Source organism: Bacillus sp. AFS017336 (genome assembly GCF_002555445.1).
GTDB lineage: Bacteria > Bacillota > Bacilli > Bacillales > Bacillaceae_G > Gottfriedia.
In genome coordinates, this window is the sequence record NZ_NUCO01000015.1 from 152,086 (window position 1) to 170,164 (window position 18,079).

Below are 18,079 nucleotides of genomic sequence, written 5' to 3' on the forward strand. Positions count from 1 at the left end.
TTTATATATACTCTATTCTAATTTTTATTGCATTCATAGTGTTTCTGTTAATACTCTTTGTACTTTTTATTAATATGAAAGTAGTTATTAACAGTGTCTATACAAAAGAAGAACGGTTTATGAATGTTAAACTTTCTATTTTGAAAAACTTAATACATTTTAACTTTACAGTTCCTTTAAAAAGACCAAAAGAAGTTAAGGAAGATGTGTCGGATTTAGAGAAGAAAAGGGATATCTCTGTCTTTCAACAAATTGATTTTTTCATAAATCTATATTCGAATGGACATACTATCATTACGAAATTTCTAAGGTCTGTACAAATTTACAATTTAACTTACCATATTCATTTTGGTGTTGGAAACTCTGCTTTAACAGGGATATCGATCGGAACGGCTTATAGTGCAATCGGTATTTTAGAAAACTTATTGAGCAAATTTACGGTTTTACATCATCCTCCAACGATCGATATTACACCGAACTATTATACAAATATAATGGAAACGACTGGTAAAATCAGGTTTTCATTTTCGGTACGAAAGGCAGTATTTGCGGGATTATTATTTTTAAAAGCATATTTGAAAACTAGAAAAGAATTTAAAGCAACACATCCAATCGAAACTAATTAGAGGTGATTAACAATGAGTCAACATCCTATTGGAGACTTAATGCACGCAGCAATGGAAAACTTATCAGCAATGATTAATGTTAATACGATTATTGGTGATCCTATTTCAACACCTGATGGAAGCTTAATTTTAACTGTATCAAAAGTGGGAGTTGGCTTCGCAGCAGGTGGAAGTGAATTTCGAAATTATCATCTTGTAGATGGTGTAAAGCAGGCTGAAGTAAGAAGTCCACATCCATTTGGAGGTGGTACTGGTGGTGGAGCATCAATCACTCCAATTGCCTTTTTAATTGTAAGCAAAGATGGAGTTAAATTACTTCACTTAGATCAAAATACGCATTTAATTGAAAAGCTAATGGACTTAACACCACAAGCTTTAGAAAAAGTAAAAAAATACATGAAGAAAAAAGATGATTCAGATAAACCTGAAGAAGATTTTGATACAGATTTAGATTAAATATAAAATTTAAGTAAAGTTAATTGCAATCAAGGTGTCCTTCCAGTAAGATAAATGTTGTGAACATTTTGTAATTTTGGGAGGAAATAACATGGCATCTGTAACATTTAAAAACAATCCAGTAACTCTTGTTGGACAAGAAGTAAAAGTAGGAGAAAAAGCTCCAAGCTTTACTGTTTTAGCAAATGATTTAAGCCCAGTAACTTTAGAAGCTTCAGCTGGTAAAGTTCGCTTAATTAGCGCAGTACCTTCTGTAGACACTGGTATTTGTGATGCACAAACTCGTCGTTTTAACGAAGAATTATCAAACGTAGAAAACGTAGAAGTTTTAACAATTTCTATGGACTTACCATTCGCACAAAAAAGATGGTGTGCTGCTAGTGGTTTAGAAAATGTACATACTTTATCTGATCACCGTGATGCATCTTTTGGTGAAGCATTTGGTGTATTAATGCAAGAATTACGTTTATTAGCTCGTGCAGTATTCGTAGTAGACTCAAATGATGTTGTTACTTACGTTGAGTACGTAGCTGAAGGTACAACACATCCAAACTATGAAGCAGCAATCGAAGCTGTAAAAGCTGCTAAATAATTTAAAATAACTCAATTAAGAGTTAAAAGGCTGTCGAGTAAATCTCGGCAGTTTTTTTATATTTCGTGATAAAAAAACACCCACATTTAAATGTGAGTGTGAATCTGATTAAAACTAATTATTACGGTTAGCCAACGCTTTGATAATTTAATTTCCTAATGACTTTGATTTCTCAGTGCAACGCTCCATTGCCGAAATAATTGATGAACGGAAGCCTTGCTTTTCTAATTCAGCAATTGCTTCGATTGTTGCACCACCTGGTGTACATACTTGGTCTTTTAATTCGCCAGGATGTAATTCAGTTTCAAGTACCATTTTTGCAGCTCCTAAAACTGCTTGAGCAGCTAGCTTATATGCTTGGTTTCTTTGAATTCCTTGTAAAACAGCCCCATCCGCTAATGCTTCTATCATTAAGTAAACATATGCAGGTGACGAGCCGCTTATAGCAGGAATTGCATCCATTAATTTCTCATTAACTATTTCGCATTTTCCAAAGCTATTAAAAATCTCCATAACTTCATTTAGTTCATTTTCAGTAACAATATGATTATGACAAAGAGCGCTCATACCTTCCCTAACTAAAGATGGTGTATTTGGCATTGTTCTTACAATTTTAACTTCTTTACCAAATGACTTTTCTACACCTTCTAAAGTAATGCCAGCAGCAATTGTAATGATGACAGTGTTATGTGAAACTACTTCTTTAATTTCTTCAATGATTGTTGGATATAAATCAGGTTTCACAGCTAAAAACAAATAATCAACTTGTTGAGCTAACTCGATATTACTTTTTAAAGTTAAAACCCCGTATAAATTTTTAACTTTTTCAAGCGTCTCATTTGACCTTGCACTTACATAAATCTGATTTTTTCCAATCACATTTGAATCGATCAACCCACCAATCATGGCTTGGGCCATTTTTCCGCATCCAATAAAACCAATCTTCTTATTCATACATTTTCACATCCAATAAGTTTAATAAATTGAATTATACAGGAGGGGTTTAATATTACCAAATAATACATTATTAAAATATTTCGATGAATTGGATACACACTTAGAATTATTTTTTGTAAAATAAAGATTGAGAAATATGACTCTATATTTAGGGGGTATTATGAAAGCAATTTTAAAAGAATCAAATCATAAAACTACAATTGAGATCATTCAACAACTTATTGATACATATGGTGGGACATCATTAACTCATCTGGGATTACTTGGTGATAAAAAAGTATTTCTTTCAGAAGATCAAAAGTCTGCATTTATTTATCGTAAACAAAGTAACAAATTAGTTGTTTTATGCGATCCAATTGGAGAGGTTTCTTTTGAAAAGTTAATGGAGTTTGAAAATTATTGTAAAAGTATTAAATGTATTCCAAGCTTTTATCAAATAGATGAAAAATCAAAAATATTATATGAAAAAGCCGGTTATCGGTTGTTAAAATTAGGTGAAGAAGCAATTGTTGAACTTGAACAGTTTGAAATTACAGGCAAAAAAGGAGCAAAACTAAGAACAAAAAGGAATAAATTTATTCGACAAGGCTATCAATTTGAAGTAAATATGCCTGGTCATTCGATTGAACTACTTCAAGAATTAAAAGAGGTTTCGGATGAATGGTTAAATGGTAGGGAAGAATTGTCTTTTTCAGTAGGATCATTCCATTTTGATTATGTTTCAAATTTTCCTGTAGGAATTTTAAGAAATATAAATGGTCAAGTCATTGCTTTTACAACATTGCCGATACAAGGTGATAATATAACGATTGATTTAATGAGATATTTAAAAGAATTACCATATGGAACGATGGATATGCTTTTTGTTTCTATTATGTTTTGGGCTAAAGAAAATGGGTTTAAAAGCTGCAGCCTTGGAATGGCTCCGCTAGCGAATGTCGGATTAGATTCAGGTGCATCTTATATTGAAAAATTCGCAAAGATCATTTTTAAGTATGGTAACTCAATTTATAACTTTAAAGGATTATTGACGTTTAAAAGTAAATTTGCGAACAAATGGGAGTCAAAGTACTTAGCTTATAAGCCGTATACTTTAATGTCGGTCATTACATCTTTGTACCTTCTTGTCCACGGACAAAAAAACTTAAATTATATAACTAGATTAAAAAAACCAATCCTCAAAAAGGTGAAAATAAGTTAAAAAACCTCTAAAATAGAGGTTTTTTGTTTATCTAGTTTAAAATAAGTTTTTTTGATGTGTAAAACGAGTAGTTTTATCCCAACCGATTGTTTTTTTATTTATTTTTGCTTTAATATACAATACAAGACTTCTTATAAATAAATACGTAAATAGCTGCGCATAGGTAAAGTACATGATAAATGAACAGAAAATATTAATTGGACTTAACGTTTTTTCTGCAATTTGTGCACTGAACAATTGGGCCGTATAAACTAAATATGAAAGATACCAAATAAAGAGTAGTGGGATTGTATAGTGAATTGAAAATAAACCAAGTACACCTAGTATAAACCAACTATAGGATATGACTAAAAATATCCAAAATACTACATAGACTAATAACTGGTGTAATGAGTGAATAATTAATCGACCATTCCAATAGCCTGGTGTAGTAAAAACTCTCTCAAGAATATATAAATTTCCTTGTAACCATCTAGTTCTTTGTTTTATATATACTTTAATTGTCTCAGGCTCTTGCTCCCATGTAACTGAATTTGGAACGATTGGAAGAAAGTATCCTGCTTGTGTGATCCTTAAAGTTAATTCAGCATCCTCCGCGATCGCATATGGGTCGTATCCGCCGAGTTCATTTATGACAGCTCTTTTAACTAACATATTTGTTCCGGTAAGAGAACCAGTTTTAAACAATTGCCACCTACCAGATTGCATCAATAATTGAAAAACTTGAAATTCAATCGAGATCATTCGGGTTAACCAATTCGTTGATTCGTTTATTGTTTTAACGTAACCGACCGCTCCTGCTGAATTTTTTGTAACAAGTGCTGCTTCAACTAATTTTTTTAATGCAGTTGGTTCAGGCTGATTGTCTGCATCATAAACACAAAAGTATTCTCCTTTTGAGATGCTTAATCCATAATTTAGAACTCGTGATTTGCCTTTTGGTTCTCCAGAAGGAACTTTAATATGTTGAATATGACTATATGCATCAGCAAATTCCTTTGCAATTTCACCAGTCTCGTCTTGCGAATTATCATCTAGTAAATAAATTGTCAGCAATCCAGGATATTTAATTTTTGCCATAGCAGCCAAAGTATTTTTTATAACAACCCCTTCATTATGAGCGGGGATTAATATATCTACACTTGGATAATTAGTAATTGGTTCTTTAACCTGATATTCCTTATGCGATTTTGAACGGAAATAAAGGCCAGCTACAGTTAAAAGGGAATAATATAATAATAGTGTGATAAATAAAAAAGTTGAAAAAAGTAAAATCACTTTAATGCCATAAAAGAAAGAAACAGCAATTATACCTATACATAGTAAAATGAAACTAAATATAACAAAAAAAACACGCACTTCATTTCACCTCAATTAAATCAAAGTTGTATTAATAATTAGTTGATTATTTATATTTGAGTCAATCTTTTTATTAAAATTAGCAAATAGTCTATTTAATACAATGTCGACTCCATCTTTATTTGTATTTTGAACAAGTATTTTAACCTCTCCAGTTTCAAACTGACCTACTAAATCAAATTGATTTCTGACAGAAATTAAAGCGGCATCCGACAAATCATAAAATATACTTTTTCTTATATTCTTTTTCAATTTAGCTAAATTAATCGTTATTAAATAACCATTTTCATTTCTACGTTTCATTGCATTCATAACAATTTCTGCACGATTTTCAAATTCTCTTTGTGACAATACTTTCGTATTTAAGATATACCCTTCAAGTTCCTTTAGTTTTTTTGATAAGGCAATATTTTCTTTAGCGATCTTTTTAAAATGATAGCTAGAAATAAATAAAATAAATAAAGAAGCGATCGAGATAAAGTGAGCTATAATATGATCTCTTTGATCAATAGGTGTCCACGATTGTGATAATGCCAAATACATATAAAAAAAAGAGGATAGAAGTGTTATTGCTACATAATAAGTAAATGAAAGTATTGTAGAAGTGAAAGTAAATACAATAGCGCTAATAATAAAAGCTATTGTTAAAAAAATGGCTTGTTGAATACTTGGTGAAAAATGTAAATAAAGTAAGCAACAAATAACCTGTAAAATCCAAAAAAGAGCTAATTTATAGTAATTCGACATATAATAACCCCGTTTTCCTATATAAATGCATTACTGATCTAATATTGATTTGCTCTCACTCCTCCTTTCAATTCATAATAATTCTTGTTTATTATATTAGAAAAATTAAAAAATACTTTGAAAGTCATTAAATATTCACAATGTTAAATATATCCAACGTTAATTTTGTATTAAGATTAATCTATAGAATATTTTTTCATCCCTTCTACTTGAGAGTTACATCATAATAGGTCTGCCATTTCTATAAAGTGGACACGCTTTAAATGCATAAGTATAATGAGAAACAATGACTGTTCAATTATGAAGGTGAGGAATACAAAATGGTAAAAGAGAATTCAGTAGAGTTTTTATTTAATTACATAGATGAATCGACAGAATGTTTAAAAGATAATTTAGAAATATCCTATTTAGAGGCATTAATTGAAACTGGGGAAAATTTCTTTGAGCGCGAAGTGTTACAAGAAGAGATTAATGACTTACAAAAAGAAAAGCTTATGAAAACAATTAATGAATTTTCGTCAGCATCAAAGGATAATGAAAGCATTCGAAGAGCTTTTCAATTAGCAATTTTAAAAGGTATGAAACAAGGGGTGCAAACAAACCATGAAATGACTCCTGATGGCATTGCTTTTATTATGTCTTACTTAGTTGGAAAGCTGACAGAAGGAAAACAAAATTTAACGATATTAGATCCGGCAATTGGTACGGGTAATCTTTTATTAACAATTTTAAATTCTTTAAAGGATAAATTTACTGCTTCTGTTGGGATTGATGTGGATGACGTTTTAGTTAAGATCGCGTTTGTTATTGGCAATTTGTTAGGACACGAAGTTGAATTATTTAATCAAGATAGTTTGGCACCGTTATTTGTTGATCCAGTTGATCTTGTTGTTTGTGACTTGCCTATTGGTTTTTATCCAAACGCTGAGCGTTCAAAAGATTTTGCTCTAAAAGCAAAAGAAGGTATGTCGTTTGCTCATCATTTATTTATTGAGCAAAGTATGAACTACTTAAAATCTGGTGGATTTTTCATTTCATTAGTTCCAAATCATCTATTTACGTCTGAACAATCAGCACAGTTACAGAGCTATATTAATGAAACAGGCGTCATTCAAGGATTGATACAGTTGCCAGTATCTGCCTTTAAAGATGAAAGACATCAAAAAAGTATATTAATAATCCGAAAAAATGCAGAAAATATGAACAAGCCAAAACAGGCTTTATTAGTTGATTTCCCTAAGTTAACTAATATGAAGGCAATTGAAAATATCATGATTCAAATGAATGAATGGTTTAAAGAAAATTTACAATAATTGAACTTTTAAACACGTAAACTAATTTGTGTTATAATGATTTCGATAAATAAAATATAACAGTTTCATGTTTAAAGGAGATGTAGAAGAATGGCAAATATTCTTGCGATTAATGCAGGCTCATCGTCACTAAAGTTCCAGTTAATTGAAATGCCTAGTGAAAAAGTACTTACAATTGGTTTAGTAGAGCGTATCGGTTTAAAGGATAGCGTATTTGTAATTACAGTAAATGGTGAAAAAATTAAAGAAGTTACTGATATCGCAGATCATTCTGTAGCAGTTAAAATGCTTCTTGAAAAGCTAACAGGTTTAGGCGTAATTTCTTCATATGATGAAATTAATGGTGTTGGACATCGTGTAGTTCATGGTGGAGAATTATTTACTGATTCTGTAGTAATTACTGAAGAAGTTGAGAAGCAAATTGACGAACTTTCTGATTTAGCTCCACTTCATAATCCAGCTAACTTAGTTGGTATTCGTGCGTTTAAAGAACTATTACCGAATGTTCCTGCAGTAGCAGTGTTTGATACTGCATTCCATCAAACAATGCCTGAAGAATCTTATCTTTATAGCTTACCTTACGAGTACTATAAACAATTTGGTATTCGTAAATACGGATTCCACGGTACATCTCATAAGTATGTAACTGAGAGAGCGGCTGAAATGATTGGTAAACCTCTTGAAGAGTTAAGATTCATTTCATGTCACTTAGGAAATGGTGCAAGTATTGCTGCAGTTGATGGTGGAAAATCAATTGATACTTCAATGGGATTCACTCCACTTGCAGGTGTAACTATGGGGACTCGTTCAGGTAACTTAGACCCTGCTTTAATTCCATTTATTATGGAGAAAACAGGCAAAACAGCTGAGGAAGTACTTGATGTATTAAACAAACAAAGCGGAATGCTTGGAATCTCTGGATTCTCAAGTGACCTTCGTGATATTGAGACTGCTGCTGAAGAAGGTAATAAACGTGCGAAAATCGCTCAAAGTGTTTTCGTAAACCGTATCCACAAATATTTAGGTTCATACGCTGCTCGTATGAAGGGCGTAGATGCAATTATTTTCACTGCTGGTATTGGTGAAAATGGTCCGGAAATTCGTCAAGCCGTTTTAGAAGGTCTTGAATTTATGGGAGTTTATTTTGACCCAAGTAAAAACAACTTTAGAGGAAAAGAAGCTTTCATTAGCTTTGATCACTCACCAGTTAAAGTTATCGTTATTCCTACAAATGAAGAAGTTATGATCGCAAGAGACGTAATGCGTGTTGGAATGTAATAATTCCATTTGAATAATGAACGTAGAGCATACAAAAATAGTTGACCTCATATTCTTTAAATGAGATCACATTTTTGCTCTACGTTTTTTTATATTCGAGGTGATAATATGGATCAGTTGACGGAAATTAAATTATGGATTGAACTGAACGATTTAATTGAAAAGAAACAACAGCATCAAAATTTAAATAAATTTGAGCAGATCTATCAAAAAGCTTCTAATCTTCTCCTTCAGAAAATTCCTCAAGACTATTCGAATGCCTTTAATGATTTTTTTTCAACTGCTTTTTTCCACACACAGTCATTATTACAATCATCAAAACATTTTCAAGAAAAGAAACTAGATATTCTAAATCGAGCTCAAATTTTGAAAAGTGATATTAAGATAATTAGTGATTTAAGAAAATTACCATTAAGACAACTAAATTTTTTAGCTGAGCAAGAAATATCAAAAGCATTAATCATTTCATGTGTTCAAGGTGGGATCAGCGGAACGAGTTCAAAACTAGCCTTATTTGGAGACCTGCCTGCAATATTATTAATTAATCTGAAATCGGTACAAGAAATAGCACTTTGTTATGGATATGATGTTAGTATTCCAAAAGAGATGGAGTGTAGCTTAAAAGTACTTCAAGGTGCAATTCTCCCGTCACCTGAGAAATATGTTATATGGAATCATTTAATGACAGATATTCAAAAGCATGAAGATGATGATGTATTTGCGACTTGGGAAAATGAATTTAAAGGAGAAGGTTTCTACTATACGCTCCTATTACAAATGAGTAAGTTATTCGTCATACATTCATTGAGGAAAAAGCTATTTGGTGGTATTCCATTATTAGGCGTCACGGTAGGATCTAAATGGAATGAATCGTTTACCAAAAATGTATTAGAGTATACGAAACAATTTTATCAATATCGAATATTATCAAAACGAATTGCTTTAGAAGAATAAAAAAATCCATAGTCCATAGTTAAAATGTTATTAAATTAACTATTTAATGAATTTCTTTTGATGATATTATTTCTTTGTTTTTTAGATTATTTGTTTGTGTAATACATCAAATTTTTAGTAATGGCTCTTGTTAGAGTGGAAATCAACCACGTACAACTTCCTTTACATTGAAGATATTGTTGATTGATTGAAAAGTGCTTTTTTCAACACGTGAAAAAAGCCAACAAACTAGATGTTGGCTTTTTAACCATGTATTTTTGTATCATTCGACATTTGTTGGTTACTTCTAAACCAAATCCAAAGATCATTAATGATAGAAGCTAAATCTGCAATGTCAGAATTTAGTTTACAGCTCAAAACAAAATCAGACTCATGATTTAATTTTTCTTGCTTATCATTAATTGAAAACTCTAAGCGTTTAATTAGATCAGGTATTTCACCACGGATATATTCCCATTCTGTAAGAATCATTTGTTGTTGATCGAAAGAGTAATCTTCCCAATCTAACTTTAAGCTGGGTAGAAAAATACCTAATCGTTCATCGTATGAAAAATAATCTTGTAACATTTTTTACTCCTCCCCTCGAGTATATTATACATTGAAAAAAATAAGTGAAACAAATTGAATTGTAAAATTTTATAATTTAGATTTCGGATTTAGTGAAAAGAGCAAAAAACTAAAAATAAAAATAATTAAAATAAAAGGAAAATAATTCAAAATAATAGAAATCATAGTTATCATTTAATAAAATAATCTTACTAAATTACAGTTTTTTTGTATAAGATAATGACAGGATTTTTAAGGAACGACTTTGTGTTAAAGGTTTTACTAAAATTTAGAATGAAAGTTTATGACCTTGCTTATACATACAATTGATTGAGTTATCTAGATGATTTTCACATATATAAAATTATTTAGATTTGAAAGGAAGAGTTTTATGAGACATGCTGTTATAACGGCAGGAACGAAGGGGTTAGGGAAGAAAGTAACTGAATCATTTTTAAAAGAAGGATATTCAGTCACTGTTACATACTTTTCGGATGAGCAGGCCGTCATACAACGTAAAGAAGAATGGAAGGACTATTTAAATAACATTCTTTTTATAAAAGGTGATATTTCCGATAAAGTATTTATTAAAGAGATTGTCTCAAAAACGATGGAGAAATTCGGTAGGGTTGATTGTTTAATTAATAATGCTGGACCATATTTATTTAACCGTAAAAAACTGGCTGACTACACAGATGAAGAGTGGGAATACTTGATGTATGGAAATTTGCACAGTGTGTTTTATCTTTTAAAGCAAATTATTCCAATAATGAGAAACCAAAAATATGGGCGAATTATTAACTATGGTTTTCAAGGTGCTAATTCGGCTTCGGGATGGATTTATCGATCTGCTTTCAGCGCAGCAAAAGTAGGGCTAGTTTCATTAACTAAAACTGTTGCTTATGAAGAAGCAGAAAACGGAATAACATCTAATATGATCTGTCCAGGTGATATTTTTGGCGATATGAAAGAAGTAAATCGAGATGAAGCAAGTAGAGATGGAAAAGGGCTAGCACCGGTAGGTAGGTCTGGTACTGGAGAAGACATTGCTAGAATGGTGCAGTTTTTATGTAAGGAAGAATCTGATTTTATAACAGGAGATATATTTGAAATTACAGGTGGTTTAGATGTAATTAACAAATATAGACATAATCCATTATGATGAGTTTGATGGGACAATTCCATAATTTAAGCATAATTTATAGTAAGAAAGATTCTGAATTAATATTTATTATAAGAAATTAAGCGTTTTCATTTTCTGTCTTTATGTTTTGTGTTAATATAAAAATGTATTATTTATTTAATAAATAGAGCTCATCAAAGAGGCACGAATCAATTATATTTCAGGGGGAAATAACATGCGTATTGGTGTACCAAAAGAAATAAAAAATAACGAAAATCGTGTAGCAATGACACCAGCTGGAGTAATGAACTTAGTTGGACATGGTCACACAGTTTTCATTGAAACAAGTGCTGGACTTGGTTCAGGTTTTACTGATGAAGAATACGTAAAAGCTGGCGCAACAATTGTTGAAACAGCGCAAGAGGCTTGGAATAATGAAATGGTTATGAAAGTTAAAGAACCAATTCCAAGTGAGTATGGATATTTCCGTGAAGGATTAATTTTATTCACATATTTACACTTAGCTCCAGAGCCTGAATTAACGAAGGCTTTAATTGATAATAAAGTAGTTGGTATTGCATACGAAACTGTACAAGTTGGTAACACATTACCATTATTAACTCCAATGAGCGAAGTAGCTGGACGTATGTCTGCTCAAATCGGTGCTCAATTCTTAGAAAAAAACAAAGGCGGAAAAGGTATTTTATTAGGTGGAGTACCGGGAGTACGTCGTGGAAAAGTTACAATCATCGGTGGAGGTGTAGCTGGAACAAATGCTGCTAAAGTAGCTGTTGGTCTTGGTGCTCACGTAACGATGATTGACTTAAACCCAGATCGTTTACGTCAATTAGATGATATTTTTGGTCATCAAATTACGACTTTAATGTCAAACCCTTACAATATTGCTGAAGCGGTTAAAGAATCGGATCTTGTAATCGGTGCAGTATTAATTCCAGGTGCAAAAGCTCCAAAACTTGTAACAAAAGAAATGATCGAATCAATGGAACCAGGTTCAGTTGTAGTTGATATTGCAATTGACCAAGGTGGTATTTTCGAAACGACAGATCGCATTACAACTCATGATTTCCCAACATATGAGAAACACGGAGTAGTACACTATGCTGTAGCAAATATGCCTGGTGCTGTACCTCGTACTTCAACTATGGCGTTAACAAATGTTACTGTTCCTTATGCAGTGCAAATTGCTAATAAAGGCTACCAAAAAGCTTGCTTAGATAACTCTGCTTTATTCAAAGGTATTAATACTCTTGATGGGTATGTAACTTACGAAGCAGTAGCTGAAGCACATGGTTTAGAATATAAAGAAGCAACTACTTTATTACAAGGTACGTCTGTTTCTACAAACTAATAAATCGTTAAATCCCTTTATCAATTTTGGTAAAGGGATTTTTTAATGAGCAAAAGAGGTAAAGAAAACCCCATTTTCAATAAAATGAAGATGGGGTTTTCTGATTGTATTTATTCTGTACAAGAATTAAATTCTTCCTTCAAAATGCTATATTGATACATATCACGATGAGCACCTTTAAAATACTCATGCTTACGCAATATACCATCTAAATGAAAGCCTAATTTTGTAAGGAAGTTTTGTGAAGCAATATTAAAGTCATATACTTCACCATATACTTTTACGAGTTTTAGTTCATTAAAAGAATAATGTAGTAGGTAATTTAAAGCGAATGATCCAAGTCCTTTGTTATGCATTGATTGATCGCCAATTACAATTCCAAAAGCAGCGTGATTATTCTCTTGATCTAGATTTCCTAACTCAATTCTTCCAACGCAAACCCCATTGTATTCGATTGTAAACAAATGAAGATTTGGTTTAAGTCCGTTAAAGTACTTTTCGTAACCTTTTACTACTTCCTCTAAAGAACGAGGTTTTTCGATACCTACAAGCTTACCAAGCTCATCATCACATTCCCACTTATGCATAATAGGAACGTCAGAAGGAAGGACTTGCCTAATTTTTATTAATTGGTTTTGATTCATATTATAGAATGATTAATTCTTTAGGGAACTTCGTTAACGTAATTGCACCTGTTTCTGTAATAACGATATCATCCTCAATACGTACTCCACCAACATTTGGAACATAAATTCCTGGTTCAATTGTATAAGACATGCCAGGTTTAATAATATCAGTATTTGAGTCATTTACTGATGGATAATCGTGGATACCAATTCCTAAACCATGTCCAATTCGGTGCACGAAATATTCACCATAACCAGCGTCAGAGATAATTTGGCGAGCAGCACGGTCAACATTACCTAATACTTCACCTGGTTTACTTGCTTCAATTGCAGCAAGTTGACCCTTTAATACAGTCTCATATATTTCACGTTGTTGATCATTTGGTTGACCAAACATTACTGTACGAGTAATATCAGAGCAATAACCATCAACGATAAAGCCTAAGTCCATTAGTACGAAATCACCTTTTTTAATAGGGTTAGTACCAGGATTTCCGTGAGGTAGCGCTGAGTTTGCACCAGTTAAAATTAACGTACTAAATGAAGTTTTAGAAATACCATTTTTCTTCATTTCGTATTCCATTTCAGCAATTAGATCCATTTCTGTTTTGCCTTCAGCAATACGATCAACAATAATTTGGCAAGCCATGTCTGCTGCTTCAGCTGCAACTTGCATACGACGAATTTCTTCACTATCTTTAATTAAGCGTAAGTCATGTAATTTTTCTTCAGCCGCAAGGAATTGAACTCCAGGGAAAAGTTGTACTAATCTTTCATAGCGACCAACAAGAAGATGTTCTTTTTCGATTGCCATACGATTTACTGTAATGTTACGTTTGGCTAATGATTCTTGAATCATAGCCCAAGGATCTTGGCTGTCATTAAAGCCGATTACATCATATTTCCAACCAGCATTTTGTACATGTCCAACTTCCATTTGTGGACAAACAAGGATAGGCTCATGATTTGGAAATACTAGACAAGCTAAAAGACGCTCATGTGGATTACAATGGAAATTTGTTAAATAAAATACGTTCTCAGTAGATGTAATAAATCCTAGTTGAATATCTTGCTCTTTTAACCAAGTTGATAGATTTTGTATACGGTGTTCCATTTGTAACATCCTTTCTTAAAAAAACAAAAATTACTGCAATAAACAAAAAAAGTCTTTACAGTTCTTATCAGTAGTATTTTACCATTTTTTATCGAATTTCGTAAAATAGTTAACTTTTTTCTTATTTTTGTAATGGAAAATAATCTGTTAAAATGTGGTAGAGACTAATTTTTTATAAAGGAGCGACTTAATTTGAAAATTACATATTTTGGGCACAGTGTTATTTTAGTAGAGCAAGGTCAAGATTCAATTATTATTGACCCATTTATTAACGGAAATCCACATACTAATGTGAAAGTAAACGAGCTTAAAGTGAATTATATCTATGTAACACATGGTCACGGTGATCATTTAGGTGATACGGTTGAACTCGCTAAACAAAATGATGCGACTGTTATTGCTCCAGTTGAATTAGCAACTTGGATCTCTTGGCAAGGAGTGAAAGTTGTTCCTATGCATATTGGTGGAGAAAAAGAATTTTCTTTTGGAAAATTAAAATTAGTTGAAGCAATTCATGGTTCAAGCATAGTTGATGAAGAAAATAAACAAATCATTAATGTTGGTCCGCCATCTGGCGTTTTACTAAAAATTGCTGGAAAAACGATTTATCATGCAGGAGATACTGCGCTTTATAGAGGTATGAAAACTTTAGGTGAATATGAAAAGATTGATCTAGCATATTTACCAATAGGAAATCACTTTACAATGGGAATCGACGATGCAGTAATTGCTGCAGAGTGGATTAACGCAGAGCAAGTAATTCCAATGCATTATAATACGTTCCCACCAATCCAAGTAGATCCAAATGAATTCCTAGAAAAATTACCGAAGAAAAATGGTTTCATTCACGAGGCAAATACAAAAATTTCAATAGTGTAATACAAATTATATAGAAATTTATAGTACAGTTTTTAAAGCACGTTGAAACGTGCTTTTTTTCATGGTATGAATTGTTATATAATAGTTAATAAAAATATTAATACAACCATTGAAAGCTTGGTGAGGTAATTGACTACAAAGCACGATCAAATACTAGAACATATTGAACAACTGCCAGTCGGTCATAAAATATCAGTAAGACAAATTGCGAAAGATTTAAGTGTAAGCGAAGGTACTGCGTATAGAGCAATTAAAGATGCGGAAAACAAAGGATTTGTTAGTACGATCGAACGCGTAGGTACGATTCGAATTGAAACGAAACGAAAAGAAAATATTGAAAAATTAACTTTTGCCGAAGTTGTTAATATTGTTGATGGACAAGTTTTAGGTGGTAAAGAAGGCTTACATAAAACACTGAATAAGTTTGTTATTGGTGCTATGCAACTTGATGCAATGATGCGATATATTAGTGCAAATAATTTATTGATCGTCGGAAACCGAGTGAAAGCGCATGAACTAGCACTAAAAGAAGGGTCAGCGGTTTTAGTGACAGGTGGATTTGATACGGATGAAAGTGTTAAGCGTCTGGCAGATGAAATGAAAATGCCAATCATTTCTTCAAGTTATGACACTTTTACTGTCGCGACATTAATAAATAGAGCAATTTATGATCAATTAATTAAAAAGGATATAGTATTAGTAGAGGATATTTTGATTCCAACTGAAAAAACAGCTACATTATCTCCAACAGATGAAGTAGAAAAATGGTATGAGCATAATAGAGATACTGGGCATGGAAGATATCCTGTAGTCGATGATCGAGGTAAATTAATTGGAATCGTAACCTCAAAAGATATCATTAACGAACAACGTACCCAAAGAATTGATAAAGTAATGACTAGACAACCGATTAGTGTTAACGAAAAGATGTCAGTAGCAGCAGCAGCTAGAATGATGGTTTGGGAAGGAATCGAGCTTCTGCCAGTTGTCAATTCATCGAATAACTTAATCGGTATAATAAGTCGTCAAGATGTACTTGAAGCACTTCAACAATTACAACGTCAGCCTCAAGTTGGCGAAACAATTGATGATATTGTTACTAGTCAATTCCATAATAATAAAGAACAAAAAAATGACGACTTCACTATAAGATGTAATGTAACTCCGCAAATGACAAATGTAATCGGAACACTGTCACATGGCGTATTTACGACGATTGTAACCGAGGCGGGCAAACGTGCTGTTCGCGATATGAAAAAAGGGGACTTAATCGTTGAAAATATTACAATTTACTTCGTTCAGCCAGTTCAAATTGATGACGTAATTGAAATAAAACCAAAAGTTCTAGAACTAGGTCGTAAATTTGGAAAGGTAGACGTTGAAGTATTTCAACAAGGAATATTAGTAGGCAAAGCATTAATGATGATGCAATTATTAGATCGATAATATCGAGGCTGTTTTAAATAGATTTGAAAAACACTAGGAAGTAAGGTTTCCTAGTGTTTTTTTTGGGAAATCATCCTTTTATGAACGAAACCTCAATACGCACGATAAAACTGAGCATATGAACATAGCAACGCACACACAATACGCATGAAAGTCGGAGTATATGAACAAAACCAGGGAAAATACGCACAAAAGTCGGAGGTTTATGAACAAAACCACGCACAATACGCACAAAAGTCTGAGCTTTATGCACAAAACCCGTCCTTTTATGAACAAAGTTCACAACTCTATAAACAAAGTACACATTTTGTTCGTATTTCTAAACTAGAAAAAGGCAGGGAACTAACTGGCCCCTGCCTAATCATCTTTTATTTTAAGTTTGAAAGTAGTTTGTTAACTCTATTAACAAATTCATTGTTTTCGTTTCTAGTATCAAAATCCTTTGCTAGGTCATAGACAATTTTTTCTAGCTTTTCTAAATCATAAATAAAATCTTGCTCATTTAATTTTAATTTTTTCGCCATAAATAATGCTGCAAGCCAAAATTCAAATTTATATGCTAGATTTGAAAGATTGTCACATAAATCTACATGTTTATAGAACATTTCGATCGCTCTGTCAGGATCACAATGAGTTAAAAAGATAATTTGCTCACTTAATTCAGGGATGTACTTTGAACGATTATAGGTTACAAAATAAGCTTTTTGTTGAATGAGTAGTGCTTCTTCTTTTTTGTTTACTTCTAATAATGGCAGAAGTAATTTTGAGTAGGATTTATGAATTGCTTCGTCACAATCAACTGTGCTATTCATTATTTGATTTTGGATCGTTAACGCTTCTTGAAGATTTTTAGTTTTTAGAAAATAAATCATATCACCATACAATTCACATTTTTCACAATTACTTAAATCATCTCTTGGAGATTTTTTAAATAGTTGATAGTTTTGCTCTGCAAGATCAATTTTATTTAAATATAAGTTCATTACATATAAAGCCTGAAAATAAGGTCTTAAAGAATAGTTTGCAATCACTAAACGATTCTTAAAGTCCTCGAAATACTGTTGAATATCTTCTAAAGAGAATCTGAGAGAATGTGGTAAAATTTCTAATAGCCATTTGTAATACCATAAGATTTGTTCTTGCTCTATGCGTTCTTCATTTTGATCATATAAATCTAAGCACCACAAAAAGGTATCAATAAACAAATCTATTTCACCGATAGAGAAAGCGGTTTCTGCTAATTCCATATTGACATAATATAGATAGCCCCATTCCTCTTGGTTTTCTAATTCTTCCGCAAAAGAAAGTAGCTTTTGAAGCTTGGTACTAGAATGTGATAATTCTACAAGTTCATCAAATTTCGATGAAAATAGTTCTTCTGTCATCATGTTGTTTTCGCACCTTCTAGATTTCTTTTATTATCTTAAAGTCTTTGTATTTCTTGTGATTTCCCGTGTAATTGTTTACACTCTTGGTCGTTTGATTGCACTTAA

The 18,079-nt window shown here is 32.1% G+C and carries 18 protein-coding genes; 11 read left to right on the forward strand and 7 right to left on the reverse strand.

Going from position 1 to position 18,079, the window contains the following annotated elements:
- Positions 1 to 119 precede the first annotated feature (119 nt).
- From CN601_RS07835 to tpx, 3 genes are all read left to right on the forward strand, one after another.
- A complete protein-coding gene (locus CN601_RS07835; protein ID WP_179865483.1) occupies positions 120 to 626 on the forward strand; it encodes a DUF2953 domain-containing protein in 507 nt (168 codons plus the stop codon).
- Between the two features lie 12 nt (positions 627 to 638).
- On the forward strand, positions 639 to 1,082 hold the full coding sequence (ytfJ, locus tag CN601_RS07840; RefSeq protein WP_098119252.1) for a GerW family sporulation protein: 444 nt from the start codon (positions 639 to 641) through the stop codon (positions 1,080 to 1,082).
- Between the two features lie 91 nt (positions 1,083 to 1,173).
- A complete protein-coding gene (gene tpx, locus CN601_RS07845; RefSeq protein ID WP_098119251.1) occupies positions 1,174 to 1,674 on the forward strand; it encodes a thiol peroxidase in 501 nt (166 codons plus the stop codon).
- Positions 1,675 to 1,821: 147 nt separating this feature from the next.
- On the opposite strand, the gene proC is transcribed toward tpx, so the two are convergent.
- The gene (proC, locus tag CN601_RS07850; RefSeq protein ID WP_098170707.1) at positions 1,822 to 2,628 is read right to left on the reverse strand and encodes a pyrroline-5-carboxylate reductase; all 807 of its coding nucleotides are present in this window, start codon (positions 2,626 to 2,628) and stop codon (positions 1,822 to 1,824) included.
- 163 nt (positions 2,629 to 2,791) lie between these two features.
- Between proC and CN601_RS07855 the strand changes: the two genes are divergently transcribed.
- Positions 2,792 to 3,832 carry a phosphatidylglycerol lysyltransferase domain-containing protein gene (locus CN601_RS07855; protein ID WP_179865484.1) on the forward strand — a complete coding sequence of 347 codons (1,041 nt, stop codon included), beginning with the start codon at positions 2,792 to 2,794 and terminating at the stop codon, positions 3,830 to 3,832.
- Positions 3,833 to 3,868: 36 nt separating this feature from the next.
- Here the strand turns inward: CN601_RS07855 and CN601_RS07860 are convergent, their stop codons facing one another.
- Positions 3,869 to 5,191 (reverse strand): glycosyltransferase family 2 protein, encoded by a 1,323-nt coding sequence (locus CN601_RS07860; RefSeq protein ID WP_098170709.1) that lies wholly within the window; start codon positions 5,189 to 5,191, stop codon positions 3,869 to 3,871.
- Between the two features lie 15 nt (positions 5,192 to 5,206).
- Complete coding sequence (locus CN601_RS07865) at positions 5,207 to 5,938, reverse strand: hypothetical protein (protein ID WP_098170710.1); 732 nt, start codon at positions 5,936 to 5,938, stop codon at positions 5,207 to 5,209.
- 320 nt (positions 5,939 to 6,258) lie between these two features.
- Between CN601_RS07865 and CN601_RS07870 the strand changes: the two genes are divergently transcribed.
- The 3 genes from CN601_RS07870 (at position 6,259) to CN601_RS07880 (ending at position 9,483) form a co-directional block, all read left to right on the forward strand.
- The gene (locus CN601_RS07870) at positions 6,259 to 7,251 is read left to right on the forward strand and encodes a class I SAM-dependent methyltransferase (RefSeq protein ID WP_098119246.1); all 993 of its coding nucleotides are present in this window, start codon (positions 6,259 to 6,261) and stop codon (positions 7,249 to 7,251) included.
- A 90-nt stretch (positions 7,252 to 7,341) separates the two neighbouring features.
- Positions 7,342 to 8,529: an acetate kinase gene (locus tag CN601_RS07875; RefSeq protein WP_098170711.1), complete on the forward strand. Its 1,188-nt coding sequence runs from the start codon at positions 7,342 to 7,344 to the stop codon at positions 8,527 to 8,529.
- A 108-nt stretch (positions 8,530 to 8,637) separates the two neighbouring features.
- Complete coding sequence (locus CN601_RS07880) at positions 8,638 to 9,483, forward strand: EcsC family protein (protein WP_179865485.1); 846 nt, start codon at positions 8,638 to 8,640, stop codon at positions 9,481 to 9,483.
- A gap of 243 nt (positions 9,484 to 9,726) precedes the next feature.
- Here CN601_RS07880 and CN601_RS07885 read toward each other — a convergent pair whose 3' ends face one another.
- Complete coding sequence (locus CN601_RS07885; RefSeq protein WP_098170713.1) at positions 9,727 to 10,050, reverse strand: hypothetical protein; 324 nt, start codon at positions 10,048 to 10,050, stop codon at positions 9,727 to 9,729.
- Between the two features lie 370 nt (positions 10,051 to 10,420).
- Between CN601_RS07885 and CN601_RS07890 the strand changes: the two genes are divergently transcribed.
- Both CN601_RS07890 and ald read left to right on the forward strand, forming a co-directional pair.
- Positions 10,421 to 11,191, forward strand: coding sequence for an SDR family oxidoreductase (locus CN601_RS07890; protein WP_098119242.1), 771 nt, complete (start codon positions 10,421 to 10,423; stop codon positions 11,189 to 11,191).
- 196 nt (positions 11,192 to 11,387) lie between these two features.
- Positions 11,388 to 12,521, forward strand: a complete 1,134-nt coding sequence (ald, locus tag CN601_RS07895; protein WP_098119241.1) for an alanine dehydrogenase — start codon at positions 11,388 to 11,390, stop codon at positions 12,519 to 12,521.
- A 110-nt stretch (positions 12,522 to 12,631) separates the two neighbouring features.
- Here ald and CN601_RS07900 read toward each other — a convergent pair whose 3' ends face one another.
- The gene (locus tag CN601_RS07900) at positions 12,632 to 13,165 is read right to left on the reverse strand and encodes a GNAT family N-acetyltransferase (RefSeq protein ID WP_098170714.1); all 534 of its coding nucleotides are present in this window, start codon (positions 13,163 to 13,165) and stop codon (positions 12,632 to 12,634) included.
- Position 13,166: 1 nt separating this feature from the next.
- Positions 13,167 to 14,261: a M24 family metallopeptidase gene (locus CN601_RS07905; RefSeq protein WP_098170715.1), complete on the reverse strand. Its 1,095-nt coding sequence runs from the start codon at positions 14,259 to 14,261 to the stop codon at positions 13,167 to 13,169.
- Between the two features lie 192 nt (positions 14,262 to 14,453).
- Between CN601_RS07905 and CN601_RS07910 the strand changes: the two genes are divergently transcribed.
- A complete protein-coding gene (locus CN601_RS07910) occupies positions 14,454 to 15,140 on the forward strand; it encodes a metal-dependent hydrolase (RefSeq protein ID WP_098170716.1) in 687 nt (228 codons plus the stop codon).
- A gap of 129 nt (positions 15,141 to 15,269) precedes the next feature.
- The gene (locus CN601_RS07915; RefSeq protein ID WP_098119237.1) at positions 15,270 to 16,586 is read left to right on the forward strand and encodes a DRTGG domain-containing protein; all 1,317 of its coding nucleotides are present in this window, start codon (positions 15,270 to 15,272) and stop codon (positions 16,584 to 16,586) included.
- 368 nt (positions 16,587 to 16,954) lie between these two features.
- Here the strand turns inward: CN601_RS07915 and CN601_RS07920 are convergent, their stop codons facing one another.
- Positions 16,955 to 17,974: a hypothetical protein gene (locus CN601_RS07920; RefSeq protein WP_098170717.1), complete on the reverse strand. Its 1,020-nt coding sequence runs from the start codon at positions 17,972 to 17,974 to the stop codon at positions 16,955 to 16,957.
- Between the last annotated feature and the right edge of the window lie 105 nt (positions 17,975 to 18,079).

Excerpts from the sequence above, each read along its gene's own strand:
- ytfJ (WP_098119252.1), top strand. The coding sequence starts at position 639 with ATGAGTCAACATCCTATTGGAGACTTAATGCACGCAGCAATGGAAAAC.
- CN601_RS07855 (WP_179865484.1), top strand. The coding sequence starts at position 2,792 with ATGAAAGCAATTTTAAAAGAATCAAATCATAAAACTACAATTGAGATC.
- CN601_RS07880 (WP_179865485.1), top strand. The coding sequence starts at position 8,638 with ATGGATCAGTTGACGGAAATTAAATTATGGATTGAACTGAACGATTTA.
- proC (WP_098170707.1), bottom strand. The coding sequence starts at position 2,628 with ATGAATAAGAAGATTGGTTTTATTGGATGCGGAAAAATGGCCCAAGCC.
- CN601_RS07875 (WP_098170711.1), top strand. The coding sequence starts at position 7,342 with ATGGCAAATATTCTTGCGATTAATGCAGGCTCATCGTCACTAAAGTTC.
- CN601_RS07900 (WP_098170714.1), bottom strand. The coding sequence starts at position 13,165 with ATGAATCAAAACCAATTAATAAAAATTAGGCAAGTCCTTCCTTCTGAC.
- CN601_RS07885 (WP_098170713.1), bottom strand. The coding sequence starts at position 10,050 with ATGTTACAAGATTATTTTTCATACGATGAACGATTAGGTATTTTTCTA.
- CN601_RS07865 (WP_098170710.1), bottom strand. The coding sequence starts at position 5,938 with ATGTCGAATTACTATAAATTAGCTCTTTTTTGGATTTTACAGGTTATT.
- CN601_RS07870 (WP_098119246.1), top strand. The coding sequence starts at position 6,259 with ATGGTAAAAGAGAATTCAGTAGAGTTTTTATTTAATTACATAGATGAA.
- CN601_RS07890 (WP_098119242.1), top strand. The coding sequence starts at position 10,421 with ATGAGACATGCTGTTATAACGGCAGGAACGAAGGGGTTAGGGAAGAAA.
- tpx (WP_098119251.1), top strand. The coding sequence starts at position 1,174 with ATGGCATCTGTAACATTTAAAAACAATCCAGTAACTCTTGTTGGACAA.
- CN601_RS07905 (WP_098170715.1), bottom strand. The coding sequence starts at position 14,261 with ATGGAACACCGTATACAAAATCTATCAACTTGGTTAAAAGAGCAAGAT.
- ald (WP_098119241.1), top strand. The coding sequence starts at position 11,388 with ATGCGTATTGGTGTACCAAAAGAAATAAAAAATAACGAAAATCGTGTA.
- CN601_RS07835 (WP_179865483.1), top strand. The coding sequence starts at position 120 with ATGAATGTTAAACTTTCTATTTTGAAAAACTTAATACATTTTAACTTT.
- CN601_RS07920 (WP_098170717.1), bottom strand. The coding sequence starts at position 17,974 with ATGATGACAGAAGAACTATTTTCATCGAAATTTGATGAACTTGTAGAA.